This window comes from Hymenobacter terrenus, assembly GCF_000972495.1.
GTDB classification, from domain to species: Bacteria; Bacteroidota; Bacteroidia; order Cytophagales; family Hymenobacteraceae; genus Hymenobacter; species Hymenobacter terrenus.
This window is the reverse complement of sequence record NZ_LATM01000005.1, coordinates 140,333-156,945: the sequence shown is the minus strand read 5'-3', so window position 1 is coordinate 156,945 and position 16,613 is coordinate 140,333. Positions and strand designations below refer to the sequence as shown.

The following is a 16,613-nucleotide window of genomic DNA, read 5'->3' as shown; positions in this document are numbered from 1 at the left end:
GAATCCGTTGTTAGGCTAATTAATTCGTTTCTTCCTCCTTATAGTACATGCGTTTTCCCCTTGCAACCCTGGCTTTGGCTGGATTGGCCTTCACTGTTGCTGCCCAGACGGTTGCTCCGCCCAATGCTGACTCGACTTCTGTTGGCCCGGGCCTTGCGCCGCTGGCCGCCCAAGTAAGCAGCCCGAGGTCTTTCGGCCAAATAGGCAAAAACAAGCAGCTGACCCTGCTGCCCATTCCCATAGTGTTCTACCAGGCCGAAACCGGCTTGGGCTACGGCATTGGTGGGCTATTCAGCGGGCGCTTTGCGAGTGACACACTTACTACTCGTCCATCCATTGCCCGGGTGCAACTGTGGACTGCCACAGAAGGCCAGTCGCTCATGCAATTGGTACATGCCGTGTACACGCACGACGATAAATTCTATTTGAACGGGGAGGTTAGCTTATACAATATTTTGCTGTATTACTATGGCATTGGTCCCAATTCAAGCAGTGCCAATGAATCCGAAACAAAGTATAAGCTGTTCATCATCAATCAGCGTTTACAGAAGCAGATAGCGCCCAAGCTGTTTTTCGGGGCGCTCTACCGCTTCACTAACGTTTATAAATTTGATATTCCAGCCCAAAACCTAAAAGCTGACCGGCCTAACGTATTTTTGACCGACCAGCGCGTGACGGAACGTGAGCGCCGCAGTACCCGTGTCTCGGGCCTGGGCCTGGCGCTCACCTACGATACCCGCGACGTGCCTCTGGCGGTGTTTCATGGTAATTTGCTGGATATCAGTGCTACATTCAATGGCACAGGATTGGGTTCTGACTACCGATTTGCACGCTACCAACTTGATGCCCGTCACTTTCAGCCCGTGTTTTCGGAGCGCACTATCTTGGCCACGCAGTTGTTGGGCCAGTTTCACACCGGCAACGTGCCGTTTCGGGAGCTAGCCGGGCTGGGGGCGAACCTCGGCGGCACGCTTTACAATAACGCCAACTTGCTGCGGGGCATTTATGAACAGCGCTTCCGTGACCGGCAGATGGTAATGTTTCAGGCCGAGCTGCGCCAGAAATTGTTCTGGCGCATTGATGGGGCCGTCTTTGGCGGTGTCGGCAACGTGAGCAACACCATTGACAAATTCAACATGAGCAACACGAAGTACGCGGGCGGCGCGGGCATCCGCTTCAATTTCCTTCGGCGCGACCGGGTTAATCTGCGTCTCGACTACGCTGGTGGCACGGGTAGTTCGCCGGGTATTCTGTTTGCCATCGGTGAGGCCTTTTAAGCTTGCATTACCTCTGGCTATCCTAAAATCCCCTGTCGGTTTGCGACAGGGGATTTTTGCTTTATCATAAGCTTGAGGTGCGATTATCCGCCTTCTTCTGCACTAGCATAGGCCGCGTAGGATGCTCCTGAAACATCGTGAATTCTATGGATGACCGAGTATTTGAAATTGTCTGATTATCAGAACAAAATATCGTTTCTAAGGTTAAGAAAAGGCTGAGCGGTTGATAAAGTGCAAGCTGAACACTATCTTTTCAGCTGCCTTGACGTACAAGGCAGTAATGCAATCCGCCACGCCCGCCCGCTTCCTTGGCTCCTATGAGGCCGCGGCTACTGCTCCAATTTTCCCGGATACTCTGCTGCCCAATATGTTGGGTCACAGCCGCAGTGGCGCGCTGCTGCACCGGCAACTGCCGCCGGCCTGTGCCGGATTACGGGTAAGCGTTGTCATTCCCGCTAAGAACGAAGCCGCTAATTTGCCTGCAACCCTGGCCGCGCTAGCTGCCCAAACGGATTTGCAGGGCCAGCCCTTGCCGCTGGGCAGCTTTGAAGTAATTGTGCTGGCCAACAACTGCACCGATGCCACAGCAGAGGTAGCCCGTTGGCAGGCCCAACGTTTTCCGCACTTAGTGCTCCACGTGGCTGAGTTGCGCCTGCCCGCCGCCACTACCCATGTCGGTTATGCCCGGCGCCTGCTTATGGACGAGGCCTGCACGCGGCTGGAGCAGGTGGGTAACCCCAGAGGCATCATCGCCAGCACCGATGCCGACACTCGCGCCATGCCCACCTGGTTAGCCGTCCTGCAAGCCGAAGTGGCTACTGGCGCTGCGGCCGTGGGCGGCCGCATCCGCACCGAAATCACAGAGAAGGCCTTGTTGCCGCTCCGCCGCATTCAAGCCCGCGACACAGCCTACCGCCTGCTGTGCGCCCGCCTCGAAGACCTACTCGACCCGAACCCCGCCGACCCCTGGCCGCGCCACCACCAGCATTTCGGCGCCAGCCTGGCCCTCACGGCCCACGCTTATCGCCAAGTAGGCGGCTTGCCCGAAGTACGGTTTCTCGAAGATGAGACTCTTTGCCAAGCCCTGCACCGTCACGATTTGAGTGTGCAGCATAGCCCTAACGTAGAAGTGATTACTTCGAATCGGCGCGAGGGCAGGGTAGAAGTAGGCCTGTCGTGGCAGTTGCGCGAGTGGTGGCAGCTTTGGTTAGGAAGAAGTCATGAACGTCATCTCCCGTGAGAGGGTAGTCGTGCACAGGGGCGTCCAATGTACTAGCAGTAACTGACCGCTCGCTGCCAAGCCTGAGACTAGCCGGTTGGCCGTCCGCGCCAAATCGGCCGCTGACCAGTAGTAGCCTGCTTCTGACACCAGTATTAAATCGAATTGCTGACTGGGAAATTCTTTAGGTACCCGCAATAGCTGCAAGTCTATTCGGCGCAAAGCGGCACAGCGCTGGCGGGCCTGGGCCAGTGCGGCTTCACTTACATATACGGCCAGCAGTTGCCCGCAGCGTGGGGCGAGCAGCGCCGTCAGCACTCCCAGCGAGCAGCCAATTTCGAACACTTCACCGTAATCTAGCGTGACGGCATATTTATCTCGCTCGTAAGGGCTCGTTTCAAAATGCCACGGGTCACGATTAGCCAGGTAAACGTGGTCGAAATACGCTGGCGGTACCGTATGAGGTTGCTGTTGATTCATGGCGCAAGGGCTGCAAAAAAGACTTCGTAAGGCCCCGTGATGTGCTCCAACATTTTCTCAGATAACAGAAAGCCATCCTCGTCATCGGTAAAAATGCCGGGCGCCACTTGGGAGTGGTGTGCTGCAATGGCTTGTTGCTTCTGAGCTGCCACTGCCCGGACGTCCAGCCGGAAGCCGCTTACCTTATCAGCCACATTTGGCAGGTCTGCGGGTGTGACCCGCTCCCAGGCCCATACCACGTATTCGAGGCGGCGCGGTGGGTGCGGCATAGCAGCCAAGGCTGCTTGTAACCAATAGCTGGTGGCGCGGTGATCGGGGTGAGGGTCGCGCCGCCAGGGTACCAGCACGGTTGCTGGCTGTTGGTCATCCAGAAATGCACGCAACTGCGCCACCGCTTCGGTAAAGCTGGCGTCGCTAATGGTGGCTGGTACCTGGCTGTCGGGCAAGCCTAATAGGAGCGGTTCGGTATTTTCAACGCCGAGAATGGTGAGGGCGTGGCGAAATTCAGCCTCGCGCACTGCCCGGCGGGCCGAGGGTGGAAACAGTTGAGAGGCGGGGTGCGACATGGTGCCGTCGCTCGCCAGTGCGGTGGCTACTGGCTGGCCGACTTGCCGCAGCAAAGCCAGGAGCTCGCCGCAGCCCAAGGCTTCATCATCTGGGTGAGGGGCCACTACTAAGGTCGAGCCTAGGCTGGCTATGAAGGTGTTAGATCGTACTGGGTAAGTAGAGAAGAGAGGCTGAGAGTAGGTAAGGTGAAACAGCTTTGGTAATATTAGCTCATGATCCTGCGTTGGAAATGCATCCATTACATCAGTATCAGCGGCTTGGGCAAACAGGCGCGGCGCCAAATGAGCGGCGGCAGCTTCGGCCTGAGCCTGTCCCGCTAATAAGCGTGGCAGTGCTAATGTCGTCGATTCAGCGTCGGGGCATGGCCCGGCAGTAGGCGAAGATAAGAATTCAGCAGCCATCCACTTTGGTAGTGATACAAAATGGATAAGCTATACCGTAAAAGCGGCGCTATGGTTCAGATTGTACGAACACAGGGCTGCGTGATGTGAGAAATATGCTACTTAGAAGAAGCCTTGTTTTGGATATTTTTAACTAGACTGACTCTATGCGCAGGGATTTACAAAACACTGTTTTCAGTTTAAGCCGATAAAAAATGAGACGACTCGATCCAAATGAGTGTACTGTTACTATTTGCATAAAATGTTGTCATACATTGAAAAAAGCGCAAATCAATTCGCGAGCCCTAAGATTTTTTGCTTGTTTTCTAACCGATTGCAGGGAGGGTTGCTAGTTGCCGAATAAAATGGCCACCTGGGCCGCTAAGCAATATTTGGCGTGTGTAGTAAGTGTATACGGAAACGAGCAAAAGGCTGTTATTGGCACTTTTAGGCCATGAATTAGACTTGCTTTTTTGAAAATTGATGGGGTACTTTGGGTACTGCCTCGGTTCTTTCTTCTTTCCCCCGGCTCATCCCGTAGCCTATCGCGGGTGCCCCAAACCGCTCAGTCGTTACACGATGACTGAAGTGCGTTCCTCCTTTCTTCGAATAGGATGTTTTCTATAAGTGGGGCATTTTAAATCCTTCGGGGTTTGCTTTATTCTTTCTACCAAATCAGCTATGAAAAATTTCTTTACTACCCTTGCGTGCGCCCTATCTCTTACGGCTCTTAGCAGCGTAGCGGCCCACGCTCAAACCTACCAGCAAGTCTGGTCCGATGAATTTACCAATGGTATCAGCTCTAGTTGGCAATTCGATACTGGCGGTGGCGGCTGGGGCAACAATGAGAAGCAGTACTACCAGGTGGCTAATGCAACCGTGGTGAATGGAGAGCTTCAGATTACCGCCCGTAGGGAAAACGTGGGTGGACTGCCTTATACCTCAGCCCGCTTGAAAACGCAGGGAATTAAAGAGTTCACCTACGGAAAAGTTGAGGCCCGTATTAAGTTGCCACTGGGCCAAGGCCTGTGGCCGGCTTTCTGGATGTTGGGCGGCAACATTAGCTCGGTGGGTTGGCCACGGTGTGGCGAAATCGACGTGATGGAGCAGATAAACACGGATAGCCGCACCTACGGCACCTTGCACTGGGACAACAATGGCCATGCCGAATACGGTAGCAATACCCCCACGGCACCAAATGTCTACCATGTCTACGGCATTGAGTGGGATGCTAATGCCATTCGCTGGTACCTGGATGGGGTTCAGTTCCATGAAACTAGTATTGCTAACGGCGTAGGTGGCACCGAGGAATTTCAGAAGCCCTTTTTCCTGCTTCTGAACCTGGCTGTGGCCGGTAACTGGCCCGGCCAGGCGGTGGATGAAAGCAAGCTGCCGGCGACTATGTTTGTTGACTACGTGCGGGTCTATCAGAAAACCAATACCCCGCCGCCACCTTCTACCGCCGTGCTGCTGCAGGCCGAAGCCGCTAGCCTGAACAACGGCATGATAGTCGAAGGCTGCTCTGATACGGGTGGTGGCCAAAACGTGGGCTACGTAGATGCTGGTGATTACTTAGTGTTCAATAACATCAACTTTCCCACTTCCGGCACCTATAACATCGAGTACCGCGTGGCCAGTGGCGCCAATGGGGGTACCATCTCAGCCGACCTCAATGCCGGCACCATCCCACTGGGCAATACCACTATTCCGGCCACGGGCGGCTGGCAGAACTGGACTACGGTATCGAAAACGGTAAATGTCGATGCCGGTACCTACAACTTCGGCATCTTCGCCCAAACCAATGGCTGGAATCTTAACTGGATTCGCATCACTAAGGTTGGTGCCCGTACGGCCACTTCCGTGGCCGACAAGGCCCTGTCTGCCCAGCTATATCCCAACCCTGTAACCAATCAACTGAATATTACATCGGATGTTGATTTAGCCGGTGGCCATTACCAGATTATGGATGGACACGGCAAGGTGGTAGCCAGCGGGGCTACCACAGACGGCTACCCAGGGATAGCCGAGCTGAAATCAGGGCCTTATATGCTGATTATCATCACTAAGAATAATCAGAAGATAACCCGCCGCTTCAGCAAATAACCAAGAGGTTTGTACTACTAATAGGCTGCTCATATGAGCAGCTCGCTACGATGTTGCCTCTTGAATCTCCTTTTGGTAAATGATAGGTTCCTTTTATAATTCAAATTTCTTAAATCCTCACTTCACATTACTATGAAAAAGAAATATCAGTATGGACTGAGCACTGCTCTGCTCCTCATGGGCTTGGGTGCCCAAGCCCAAAACCGGCCAGATGGCCAGCCCTACTCCCTTGGAACGGCCCAAAGCTTGCTTCGGCAGCTTGAGCCCCAGGTAACGACCGGCGCTGCTCAGCGTAGTATTCCAACGGTGATGCTCCGTGTATCGGCTGCCGAGGCATTCACGGGAAAAGTGAATTACCGCCAGGATTTGTCGAAGACCGGTGAGTACGTGGTCGGCGAGATTCAGGGCGTACCGGGTTCGTCGTTTCAGGTGCGGGTCGACGGCAAGGAAGTTGAAGGCAACATTGTTCTGCGCTCATCCAAGAAAGCCTACCGTTACTATACTGATGCCCAGGGCAATGCTTCGGTGCAGGAAGTTGACATTAACAAGGTCCTCTGTATTGACTACAACCAGCCCGAGGGCCATCAGAACCCCGCTCCGGCTTCGGCTAGCAGCACGGCCAGCCGGGCTGCAGCAGTGGTGTCGCTCCAGAGTTTCCCGGGTGCCAAAGGCTGCGTGCTGCTCGACTTTGATGGCCAGTACGTATCGGGCACGCCCTGGAACAATGGCAACCCCATCAATGCCGCGCCGTCGGGCATGAGTGATACGGCCATTCGGGAGTTCTGGGAGCTGGTGAGCGAAGACTTCCGGCCCTTCAACCTGAACGTGACTACGGACGAGGCCGTGTTCAACTCCTATCCTAAAACCATGCGGCGTCGCTGCATCATCACGCCTACTACTACGGCAGCGCCCGGCGCCGGGGGGGTAGCCTACCTCGGGTCTTTCAAGTGGAACGATGACACTCCCTGCTGGGAGTTTATGACTTCAGCCAAGGCCGGCGGCGAAGCTGCCTCGCACGAGGTGGGCCACACGCTGGGCCTGAGCCACGATGGCCGCATCAGCCCCTCAGAAGGCTACTACAGAGGACAGGGCAACTGGGCACCCATCATGGGGGTAGGCTATTACAAGCCTATTACGCAATGGAGCCGTGGCGAATACAACTCGGCCAACCAGAAGCAGGATGACCTGGCCATCATGTCTGGCAGCACTTATAACCTGGGCTATCGCACCGACGACCACAGCAATACGACGGCCAGCGCCACAAGCTTGGTTCGCAGCGGCACCAGCCTCTCGGGTGGGGGCATCATTGAGCGCACCACCGACCAGGACTTCTTCGTCTTCACATCCGGCGCGGGCGCTATTAGCCTGAATCTTAACACCGTGGCCCGCCACGGCAACCTCGATATCCTGGCTCGCCTCTACGACAGCGCTGGTACGCTGATTGGCTCCTACGATGCCGCTGGACTGAATACTTCGCTGAGTGTCAACGTGGCGGCTGGCACCTATTATCTGTCGGTGGACGGCACCGGTGCTGCTAACCCAGCTACGGATGGCTACTCGGACTACGCTTCGTTGGGCACGTTCACTATTTCTGGCACGGCACCGGTGGGCGGCACCACTACTCCCGAGCCCCCTACCGCCTTTAGCAAGCAACTGGAAGCTGAACTGGCCGACGTGAACAACGGCATGGTAGCTGAAACCTGCTCCGACACCGGCGGCGGTCAGAACATGGGTTATGTAACTGCTGGCGATAACCTGGTATTCAACGCCGTTACCATCCCCACTACCGGTACCTACCTCATTGAGTACCGCGTGGCTAATGGGAAGACCACCGAGGGCACCATTTCCTCGAACCTCGACGGCACCGTTCAGTTGGGCAATACTATTATTTCTCCCACGGGCGGCTGGCAGACCTGGACTACCGTCTCGAAAACCGTCACCCTCAACGCTGGCACTTACAACTTCGGCATCTACGCTCAAACTGGTGGCTACAACATCAACTGGATTCGCATTTCCAAAGCTGCTGACGCGCTCGTTGCTACGCCAGCTCCGAGCCAAACCAGTAAGGCTGATGCCATCGCGGTGGAGCTGTATCCCAACCCCGCCATTGAGCGTCTCCAGCTTCGTTCCGAGAATAACCTGGATGGCCACCAATTCCGCATCGTGGATTCCTGGGGCCGGCCAGTAGCCAGTGGCGCCATTGCGGCCGGTGGCGTAGACGTAGCGGCACTGAAGCCGGGTATCTACACCATTACGATAGTTGCTGATGGAAAGACGCAGGTTATCAAGCGCTTCTTTAAGTAATCTTAAGTAGCTTAGTCGCCAGCGGGTAGGTTCTAACAGGCCTGCTCGCTGGCTTATTTTTTTGACTTATGATGTTCAGGAGCAAGATGCAGCGAGGAGTAGTCGGCTTTTTTAAAGGGGTGTTGCTGGTACTGGCCTTGGGCGGCACGGCACTGGCCCAGAATAAAAGTGCCAAGCGTGGTTTGGCCTACGGCTACCATTCGGCGGCCGACATGCAAGCGCTGGCGCCCGGTATCAGCTGGTGGTACAATTGGGCCCCGCGGCCCGATGCCGGAGTAGCAAATCTGTATCAGGGCCTCGGCATCGATTACGTGCCCATGCAGTGGGGGCGCTACCGCGATGGTAACAACCAGGACGGTAGCACCTTCTCGGCCGACGAGCTGGCGGCCAACATTCCGGCTGGTACCAACTATTTGCTGGGTTTCAACGAGCCCAATTTTCTTAGCCAGGCCAACCTGACTCCCAGTCAAGCCGCTGCGCTCTGGCCAAGGTTGCAGGAAGTGGCCCGGCGCAAAAACCTCAAACTGGTGTCGCCGGCCGTCAACTATTGCGGCGGTTGCGTTTCGGAGAATGGGACGACGTATTATTCGCCCACGCAGTACCTGGATGCGTTTTTCGCGGCTTGTCCCACTTGTCAGGTCGACTACATTGCCGTGCACACCTACGTGTGTGAGGAGCGGTACCTGCGCGACAAGATTGCGGAGCTTAAGAAGTACAATAAGCCAATCTGGCTCACGGAGTTTTCCTGCGGCGACATCCCCACTGACCAGATTACCCTGAACACGCAGAAAGGCTACCTCGCGGCGGCCGTCAACTACCTCGAGAATGAGCCGGCCGTGTTTCGCTATGCTTGGTTCTCGGGCCGTGACAACCAGATTCCATTTATTAACCTGTTAGGAAATTCCGGCCAGCTGACCGAGCTCGGCCAGCTCTACGTGAGCCTGCCCTTCAACAACGGCTCGGGCCCGGCATCAACCAGACTTGAGGCGGAAAGCTTCAGCTCCATGCAAGGCGTGCAAAACGAGCCGACCTCCGACGAGGGCGGTGGTCAGAACGTGGGCTATATCGACCAAGGCGACTGGCTGACTTACAGTAATGTCAATTTCCCGACGACGGGCACTTATACCATCGAGTACCGGGTAGCCAGCCTCACCGGCGGCACGTTGTCATCGGACCTGAATGCAGGCACCATTCCGCTCGGCAACGTCAGCATCCCGGCCACGGGCGGCTGGCAGAACTGGACCACCATTTCGCAAACCGTAAACGTGAATGCTGGGACCTATAACTTCGGCATCTACGCCCAGACCAACCAATTACGATGGCAGCACCCCCGTACTGGTTCGGCTAACGGACATCAACGGCCGGGAGGTCGCGCGCCAATCTGCCACGGGTGGCTTCATTGAGCTGAACAAGAACTCCCACCTGAAGGCAGGAGTGTATTTGTTGCGGGTATCGGATTGCCAAACCACGATAAACAGAAAACTGGTAGTACAATAGATTTCCGTTCGCAGCCCCCATCTTGGGCGATACTTGCACTAAGGACAAAACCGCCCCGCGTAAGCCAATAGAGGTTACGCCGGGCGGTTTTTGGGTGGTTATTGAGCGAAAAGAATAGGTCGTTCTGTATGCTCTGAAAAGCCCAGGTAGTAGTTTAATGAGTGCTGTTGTCTACACTCCGCAGTTATTGGGAAAGGGGTGGAGATTTAACTGTTGCACCAAGTACGCTGCTTTCAAAGCAGCCCCGGACGAAGTGGGGCCACAATTCTGTAGTGCTGGTGCTAGGAGCCCGCCAAGTCGGGGCCGTACCTTCGCGGCGGCAATTTTGCCCTGCTTACTTCGCCTATTTTATGTCATCTCGTCCCGTTCGCGCCGCGCTCCTTTCCGTGTACCACAAAGACCGATTGGCACCCCTGGTGCAGGTGCTGCGGCAGCATGGCGTGACGCTGTACTCGACCGGCGGCACCCAGAAATTTCTGGAAGACGAAGGTGCCGAAGTAACTGCGGTGGAAGACCTGACCGGCTTCCCCGAAGTATTCGGTGGTCGTGTGAAAACGCTGCATCCGAAAGTATTCGGCGGCATCCTGCACCGCCGCCACGACGAGGCCGACCTTGCCCAGGCCGAGCAACACGGCATTCCGCCCATCGACCTGGTGGTGGTAGACCTCTACCCGTTTGAAGAAACCGTGGCCAGCGGCGCCGAGGAAGCCGACATTATTGAGAAAATTGACATTGGGGGCATTTCATTATTGCGCGCCGCTGCCAAAAACTACCGCGACGTATTGGTGGTCAGCAGCCGTGACCAGTACGCCGCCGTAACGGAGCTGCTGACCACCAAGAACGGCGCTACCGACTTGGAAGACCGTCGTCATTACGCCGCCGCCGCCTTTGCCACTACCTCGCACTACGACACCGAAATCTTCGGCTACCTCAGCCAGGATACGGCCGTGGCTGGCGCAGCCCTGCGCTTGAGCGCCCAACCCGCCACGCCCCTGCGCTACGGCGAAAACCCCCATCAGGCCGGCACTTTCTACGGCGACCTGACGGCCCTGTTCGATCAGCTCCACGGCAAGCAGCTCAGCTACAACAACCTAGTGGACGTGGATGCCGCCGTGGCCCTGATGGCCGAATTCATTGACGGTGCGCCGGCCTGTGCCATTCTCAAGCATACCAACGCCTGCGGGGTGGCTCAGGCAGCCACGCTGCGCGACGCTTATTTGAATGCCTTGAGCTGCGACCCAACGTCGGCCTTCGGTGGCGTCATTATTGTAAATAAGGAAGTAGACGAAGCCACGGCCGCCGAACTGAACCAGCTTTTCTTCGAGGTTCTGATTGCGCCGAGCTATGCGGCTGCGGCTCTGCCCGTGCTTCAAAGCAAGAAAAACCGGATTCTGCTGCTGCAAAAGCCCGTTGAGTTTCCGAAGAAGCAAGTGAAGACCTTGCTCAACGGCATCATCGAGCAGGACGCCGACCGCCAAACCGAAACGGCCGCTGACTTCCGCACGGTAACCCAATCGGCCCCCACGGCAGAGGAAGTGGCAGCCCTCGAGTTTGCCGGTAAAATTTGCAAGCATACCAAGAGCAACACCATCGTGCTGGCCCGCGCCGGCCAGTTGCTGGCATCGGGCGTCGGCCAGACCTCCCGCGTGGATGCCCTGCGCCAGGCCATTGAGAAAGCCCGCAGCTTCGGCTTCGACCTGCACGGCTCTGTAATGGCATCTGATGCCTTCTTCCCCTTCCCCGACTGCGTGGAAATTGCCGGCGCGGCGGGCATTCGGGCCGTAGTGCAGCCCGGCGGCTCCATCAAGGACGCCGACAGCATCCGGGCTTGCGATGAGCTTGGTATGGCTATGGTGCTGACGGGCGTGCGGCATTTCAAACACTAGGCCGAAGATGCCGTTGCGAAGCGGAGGCCAGGTAATCCGGCCTTGCTCAGCGGCAGTTTTGAGTGGCAAGCAGGCCCCGGCTCTACCCAGCGCCGGGGCTTTTTGCGCCTGGCAGCAAGGTTTGGCGCCCCACCGTGCTGCCGCCGGGGCGGATGGATTGGCCCCGCTGAACTGCGTTTATTTTCCCGCTGCCTCGCAATGACAGACTTACTCGACAATGCCATAAATCCATTCGTCATGCCCGCCCAAACCTTCCGTACCTTTGCCCATTATTTTGCTCGGGCCACTGCCGGAGCTTCGCCTTATTGCAGCTAACTCAATGGGTTTCTTTAATTTCCTTACCAGCGATATAGCCATTGACTTGGGTACCGCTAATACACTCATTATTCACAACGACAAAATCGTGGTGGATGAGCCGAGCATCATCGCCAAAGACCGAACTACCAATAAAGTCATCGCCGTCGGCCGTCAGGCACAGCAGATGCACGAGAAAACCCACGATAATATCCGAACCATTCGCCCACTCAAGGATGGGGTTATTGCCGATTTCCACGCCGCCGAGGAAATGATTAAGGGCATGATTAAAATGATTGACACGCGGACGCGGCTGTTTCAACCCTCGCACCGCATGGTTATCTGTATTCCATCGGGCATTACCGAAGTTGAAAAACGGGCTGTGCGGGACTCCGCCGAGCACGCCGGTGCCAAAGAAGTCTGGATGATTCAGGAGCCTATGGCCGCCGCCATTGGCATTGGTATCGACGTGGAGCAGCCCGTGGGGTCGATGATTATCGACATTGGGGGCGGGACCACCGAAATTGCGGTTATCGCCTTGTCGGGCATCGTGTGCGACCAATCCATCAAAACGGCGGGCGACGTCTTCAACCAAGACATCCTCGATTACATGCGCCGGCAGCACAACCTGCTTATTGGCGAGCGCAGCGCCGAGCGTATCAAAATTGAAGTAGGCGCGGCTCTTACCGAACTCGACGTGCCGCCGCCCGACCACGAAGTACGCGGCCGCGACCTGATGACCGGTATTCCGAAAGTGATTAAAGTAACCTTCTCCGAAATAGCTATTGCCCTCGATAAGTCGGTAGCAAAAATTGAAGAAGCCGTATTAAAAGCTCTCGAAATATCGCCGCCCGAATTGTCGGCCGATATTTATGAAAACGGCATTCATCTCACCGGTGGCGGCGCACTATTGCGCGGGCTCGACAAGCGCTTGGCTGCCAAAACTAAGCTTCCCATTCATATTGCCGAAGACCCGCTCCGGGCCGTGGTGCGCGGTACGGGCAAGGCCATCAAGGATATCCAGGCGTTTAAGGGCGTGCTTCTTACCTGATTTCGTTTAGCATTTAACGGTTAGTAGCTCTCACTATTGAAGTGCCCGTGTGCAACTAGGCGTGTTAAATGAGAAACCTGTTTTTATTCTTATTTCGCTTTCGCGGGGTATTGGTATTTAGCTTGTTAGAGGTAGTGAGCATTTACCTGTTTGTTACCAACAACTCCTACCAGCGCGCGGCTTTTTTTAATTCAGCAAATGCCTATGCAGGCATCGTGTTGGAGCGCCGCACAAAGGTGGCCGACTATTTCCATCTGGCCGAGATGAACCAGCAACTCGCCATGGAAAACGCCGCCCTACGCCAGCAGTTGTATCCGGCCGATACTGTTCGGCGTGAAGCCGACTCTGTGGCGGTACCACCCGCCCGCACCGACTCGCTGAAGCGGATTCGCTACCAGCGGCCGGCGGCGCGGCCCGATACTTTATTGCTCGGCCAGCAGCGGCTGCCGGCCCGGGACCCGAGTTATCCACTTATTCCGGCCCGAGTTATCAACAATATGCTCCATAATGTGGATAACTTTCTTACTTTGAATGTCGGCAGCAGTAGCGGAGTACGCCAGGGGATGGGGGTGGTGGGGGCCGGTGGGGTGGTAGGCCGCGTGAAAGTTGTGAGCGAGCACTACGCCACGGTCACAAGCTTGCTGAATTCGAAGACCAGCATTTCCTCCAAAATCAAGCGCGACGGTACATTTGGCACCATCAAGTGGCTGGGCGATGACCCCACCCACGCGGTGCTCGACAACGTGCTCCGCGAAACCCGCCTAGTGAAAGGTGATACGGTGGTAACGTCGGGCTACAACGCGGTATTCCCCGAAGGTATTTTTATTGGCACCGTCGACTCCTTTGTGAAGGAGCCCGACAAGAATTTCTGGACGGTGCGGGTGCGGCTAGGAGTCAATTTTGCTAACCTTACCTACGTGTACGTGGTCACGAGCCGGCCCAAGGCTGAGCGCGACACGCTGGAAGCTCAATCGGGCGTCAAGCCGGAAGGAGGGATGCCTAAGTGAACGAGCTGCGGTTCCTTTTTATTCAGGTGCTGCGCTATGCGCTCTACGCGGGCGCGCACGTGCTGCTGATTAGCCGGTTGGTACTGTTCGACTTGGGCTGGTGTTTTTTTTACCTGGGCTTCTTACTATTCCTGCCAATAACCACGCCCATTGTCGTGCAGTTGCTGCTGTCCTTCGGCGTAGGGCTGACGATGGATATCTTCTACGACACCGGCGGGTTGCACGCGGCGGCGGCGGTGCTGCTGGGCTTTCTGCGGCCGTGGGTGTTGCGCCTGCTCACCCCGCGCGATGGCTACGACAGCGGCGACGCGGTCAACATACACCAAATGGGCTGGCAGTGGTTTAGTGTGTACCTCACGCTGCTGGTGCTGCTGCATCACGCGGCGTTTTTCCTGCTGGAGCTGGGCAGCTTCCGCCATTTCGGCCTCACAATGGGCAAGATGCTGGTGAGCGCACTCTTTACCGGCCTCGCGTTGTTGATTGTTCAGCTTCTCTTTTTTCCAGTACGGCGCGGCCGGCAGTAGGACGCAGCCTTCGCTGCGTCACCCGGGCGCACCAATAGAAAAGACGGTTGTTTTTATGCCTGACACATTGGCGGGCGCGTTGTTTTAATAGACCTCTAATACACTTGTATACCTGACGCAGCGAAGGCTGCGTCCTACATTATGCAATACCTGGAAGGCCGCAAATACGTGGTGCAAGGCATTTTCTTGGTGGTGGCGCTTATCTTCCTCTCGCGGCTGTTTTTTATGCAGGTGATGGATGGTACGTATAAGCTGGCCGCCGACAAGAATACCCTGCAACGCCTCGTGCAGATTCCGTACCGGGGCCTGATTTACGACCGCAAGAACCAGTTGCTGGTGCAGAATACGCCCGTGTACGACCTCATGGTAGTGCCACGGGAGGTAAAGCAGCTGGATTCGACCCGGTTCTGTGAGTTGCTGCAAATTCCGATAGAAGAGTTGCGCGCCAGCCTGCTGGCGGCTAAAAAATACTCCCGCAACAAGCCTTCGCCCATTATTCAGAACCTGACCACGCCTGATCTGGCCGCCATTGAGGACAACCTGATGGACTTTTCAGGCTTTCGGGTTCAGGCGCGTATGGCACGGTCTTACCGTACCTCTAGCCTAGCTCACGCCCTGGGCTACGTGGGGGCCATCACGCCGGCTTTCCTCGAAAAGCCGAAATATGCCAAGTACCGGCCCGGCGAGAACGTGGGTATTTCGGGCCTGGAGGCCTATTATGAGCAGACGCTGATGGGCCGGCGCGGCGTGCAGTACAAGATGGTGAATGTGCGCGGTATCGAGAAAGGCAAGTTTCGTGACGGCGAGTTTGATACGTTGTCGGTGGCCGGGCAGGACTTGCACCTGAGCATCGACGCCGACTTGCAGGCCTACGGCGAGAAGCTGCTGGCTGGTCGCCGCGGCTCCATTGTGGCCATCGACCCCCAAACGGGCGAAATCCTGGCCTTCGTATCGGTGCCGAACTACGACCCGAAGCTGCTCACGGGCAAGGGCTCGGGCAACCGCTACATGGCTCTGCTCAACAACCCCGACCGCCCGCTCTTCAATCGCCCGCTGATGGCTACCTACCCGCCCGGCTCGGTATTTAAGCTGGTGAATGAGCTGGTGGCGCTGCAACTGGGCGTGGTTCGGCCCGAGACTGGTTTCGAGTGCAACCAGAAGCTGGTGCATTGCACCCACCGCCACGAGTACCCGGGCAACGTGAGCATTGCCATCAAAAACAGCTGTAACCCCTATTTCTATCAGGTGATGCGGGCCGCGGTGGTGCGTGGGCAGTCGCGCAACCGATTTGAGGATGCCCGCCTGGGGCTGGGGCAGTGGCAGAAAATGGTGAAATCCTTCGGCCTCGGCGAGAAGCTGGGTGTGGACATGGCCCAGGAAAAGCGCGGCCTGATTCCCTCGCCTGAATTCTACGACAAGCGCCTGGGCTTTCACCGCTGGAACTTTAAAACGGTATACTCCCTCAGCATCGGGCAGGGTGAAATCGGTATTACGGGCCTGCAAATGGCCAATGTACTGGCCACCATTGCCAATCGGGGCTGGTATTACACGCCGCATTTCGTGCGCGGCATCGGCAACGGGGGGCCGCTGCCGCAGTTCCGCGAAAAGCACTACACGGCCGTCGATACCACGCTGTTCAAGTATGTTATCCCCGGCATGGAGATGGTGGTGGATGGCAACGGGGGCACCGGCAACTTGGCGTCATTGTCGCAGTACGGCATCACGATGGCCGGCAAAACCGGGACCGTGCAGAACCCCCACGGCTTCGACCACGCCACCTTCGCCGCCTTCGCTCCGGTGAATGACCCCAAAATCGCCATCGCCGTGTTTATCGAAAACAGCGGTTTTGGGGGCACCAGTGCCGCCCCGGCCGCTGGCCTGCTGATTGAGAAATATCTGCGCGGTAAAGTTTCGCCCTACCGCAAGCGCTGGGAAGACTGGATTATGTACGGCGACTTCACCCGCAAGCTGCATTAACCAACTCCCGAGGCGCCCAACTTTTGCCCTCCAATCGAGTTGTAATG

The 16,613-nt window shown here is 56.5% G+C and carries 13 protein-coding genes; 11 read left to right on the top strand and 2 right to left on the bottom strand.

Going from position 1 to position 16,613, the window contains the following annotated elements; all coding sequences use genetic code 11:
- Positions 1-47 precede the first annotated feature (47 nt).
- Complete coding sequence (locus WX88_RS27435; RefSeq protein ID WP_052732546.1) at positions 48-1,277, top strand: BamA/TamA family outer membrane protein; 1,230 nt, start codon at positions 48-50, stop codon at positions 1,275-1,277.
- A gap of 262 nt (positions 1,278-1,539) precedes the next feature.
- A complete protein-coding gene (locus tag WX88_RS09950; RefSeq protein WP_156176046.1) occupies positions 1,540-2,517 on the top strand; it encodes a glycosyltransferase in 978 nt (325 codons plus the stop codon).
- On the opposite strand, the gene WX88_RS09945 is transcribed toward WX88_RS09950, so the two are convergent.
- Together WX88_RS09945 and WX88_RS09940 are read right to left on the bottom strand one after the other, a co-directional pair.
- On the bottom strand, positions 2,485-2,976 hold the full coding sequence (locus WX88_RS09945) for an SAM-dependent methyltransferase (RefSeq protein ID WP_052732544.1): 492 nt from the start codon (positions 2,974-2,976) through the stop codon (positions 2,485-2,487). The two genes, WX88_RS09950 and WX88_RS09945, sit on opposite strands and share 33 nt — an antisense overlap.
- Positions 2,973-3,944 carry a PIG-L deacetylase family protein gene (locus tag WX88_RS09940; RefSeq protein ID WP_082115952.1) on the bottom strand — a complete coding sequence of 324 codons (972 nt, stop codon included), beginning with the start codon at positions 3,942-3,944 and terminating at the stop codon, positions 2,973-2,975. The genes WX88_RS09945 and WX88_RS09940 overlap by 4 nt, the downstream gene beginning before the upstream one ends.
- 660 nt (positions 3,945-4,604) lie before the next feature.
- Here WX88_RS09940 and WX88_RS09935 point away from each other — a divergent pair.
- The 9 genes from WX88_RS09935 (at position 4,605) to mrdA (ending at position 16,566) form a co-directional block, all read left to right on the top strand.
- The gene (locus WX88_RS09935; protein ID WP_046244201.1) at positions 4,605-6,026 is read left to right on the top strand and encodes a carbohydrate-binding protein; all 1,422 of its coding nucleotides are present in this window, start codon (positions 4,605-4,607) and stop codon (positions 6,024-6,026) included.
- 132 nt (positions 6,027-6,158) lie between these two features.
- A complete protein-coding gene (locus WX88_RS27430) occupies positions 6,159-8,330 on the top strand; it encodes a carbohydrate-binding protein (protein ID WP_052732542.1) in 2,172 nt (723 codons plus the stop codon).
- Positions 8,331-8,398: 68 nt separating this feature from the next.
- Entirely contained in the window at positions 8,399-9,733 is a 1,335-nt protein-coding gene (locus WX88_RS09920; protein ID WP_197076735.1) for a glycosyl hydrolase, read from the top strand.
- Entirely contained in the window at positions 9,666-9,827 is a 162-nt protein-coding gene (locus tag WX88_RS32100) for a T9SS type A sorting domain-containing protein (protein WP_394331748.1), read from the top strand. Before WX88_RS09920 ends, WX88_RS32100 begins: the two co-directional genes overlap by 68 nt.
- A gap of 350 nt (positions 9,828-10,177) precedes the next feature.
- Positions 10,178-11,713, top strand: coding sequence for a bifunctional phosphoribosylaminoimidazolecarboxamide formyltransferase/IMP cyclohydrolase (purH, locus tag WX88_RS09915; RefSeq protein ID WP_046244200.1), 1,536 nt, complete (start codon positions 10,178-10,180; stop codon positions 11,711-11,713).
- A gap of 319 nt (positions 11,714-12,032) precedes the next feature.
- Entirely contained in the window at positions 12,033-13,058 is a 1,026-nt protein-coding gene (locus WX88_RS09910; protein WP_046244199.1) for a rod shape-determining protein, read from the top strand.
- A gap of 68 nt (positions 13,059-13,126) precedes the next feature.
- Complete coding sequence (gene mreC, locus WX88_RS09905) at positions 13,127-14,065, top strand: rod shape-determining protein MreC (RefSeq protein WP_046244198.1); 939 nt, start codon at positions 13,127-13,129, stop codon at positions 14,063-14,065.
- Complete coding sequence (locus tag WX88_RS09900; RefSeq protein ID WP_231590668.1) at positions 14,062-14,589, top strand: hypothetical protein; 528 nt, start codon at positions 14,062-14,064, stop codon at positions 14,587-14,589. Before mreC ends, WX88_RS09900 begins: the two co-directional genes overlap by 4 nt.
- Positions 14,590-14,730: 141 nt before the next feature.
- A complete protein-coding gene (gene mrdA / locus WX88_RS09895) occupies positions 14,731-16,566 on the top strand; it encodes a penicillin-binding protein 2 (protein ID WP_046244197.1) in 1,836 nt (611 codons plus the stop codon).
- Positions 16,567-16,613: the final 47 nt, after the last annotated feature.

Excerpts from the sequence above, each read along its gene's own strand:
- WX88_RS09945 (WP_052732544.1), bottom strand. The coding sequence starts at position 2,976 with ATGAATCAACAGCAACCTCATACGGTACCGCCAGCGTATTTCGACCAC.
- purH (WP_046244200.1), top strand. The coding sequence starts at position 10,178 with ATGTCATCTCGTCCCGTTCGCGCCGCGCTCCTTTCCGTGTACCACAAA.
- WX88_RS09935 (WP_046244201.1), top strand. The coding sequence starts at position 4,605 with ATGAAAAATTTCTTTACTACCCTTGCGTGCGCCCTATCTCTTACGGCT.
- WX88_RS27430 (WP_052732542.1), top strand. The coding sequence starts at position 6,159 with ATGAAAAAGAAATATCAGTATGGACTGAGCACTGCTCTGCTCCTCATG.
- WX88_RS09910 (WP_046244199.1), top strand. The coding sequence starts at position 12,033 with ATGGGTTTCTTTAATTTCCTTACCAGCGATATAGCCATTGACTTGGGT.
- WX88_RS27435 (WP_052732546.1), top strand. The coding sequence starts at position 48 with ATGCGTTTTCCCCTTGCAACCCTGGCTTTGGCTGGATTGGCCTTCACT.
- mreC (WP_046244198.1), top strand. The coding sequence starts at position 13,127 with ATGAGAAACCTGTTTTTATTCTTATTTCGCTTTCGCGGGGTATTGGTA.
- WX88_RS09940 (WP_082115952.1), bottom strand. The coding sequence starts at position 3,944 with ATGGCTGCTGAATTCTTATCTTCGCCTACTGCCGGGCCATGCCCCGAC.
- mrdA (WP_046244197.1), top strand. The coding sequence starts at position 14,731 with ATGCAATACCTGGAAGGCCGCAAATACGTGGTGCAAGGCATTTTCTTG.
- WX88_RS09920 (WP_197076735.1), top strand. The coding sequence starts at position 8,399 with ATGATGTTCAGGAGCAAGATGCAGCGAGGAGTAGTCGGCTTTTTTAAA.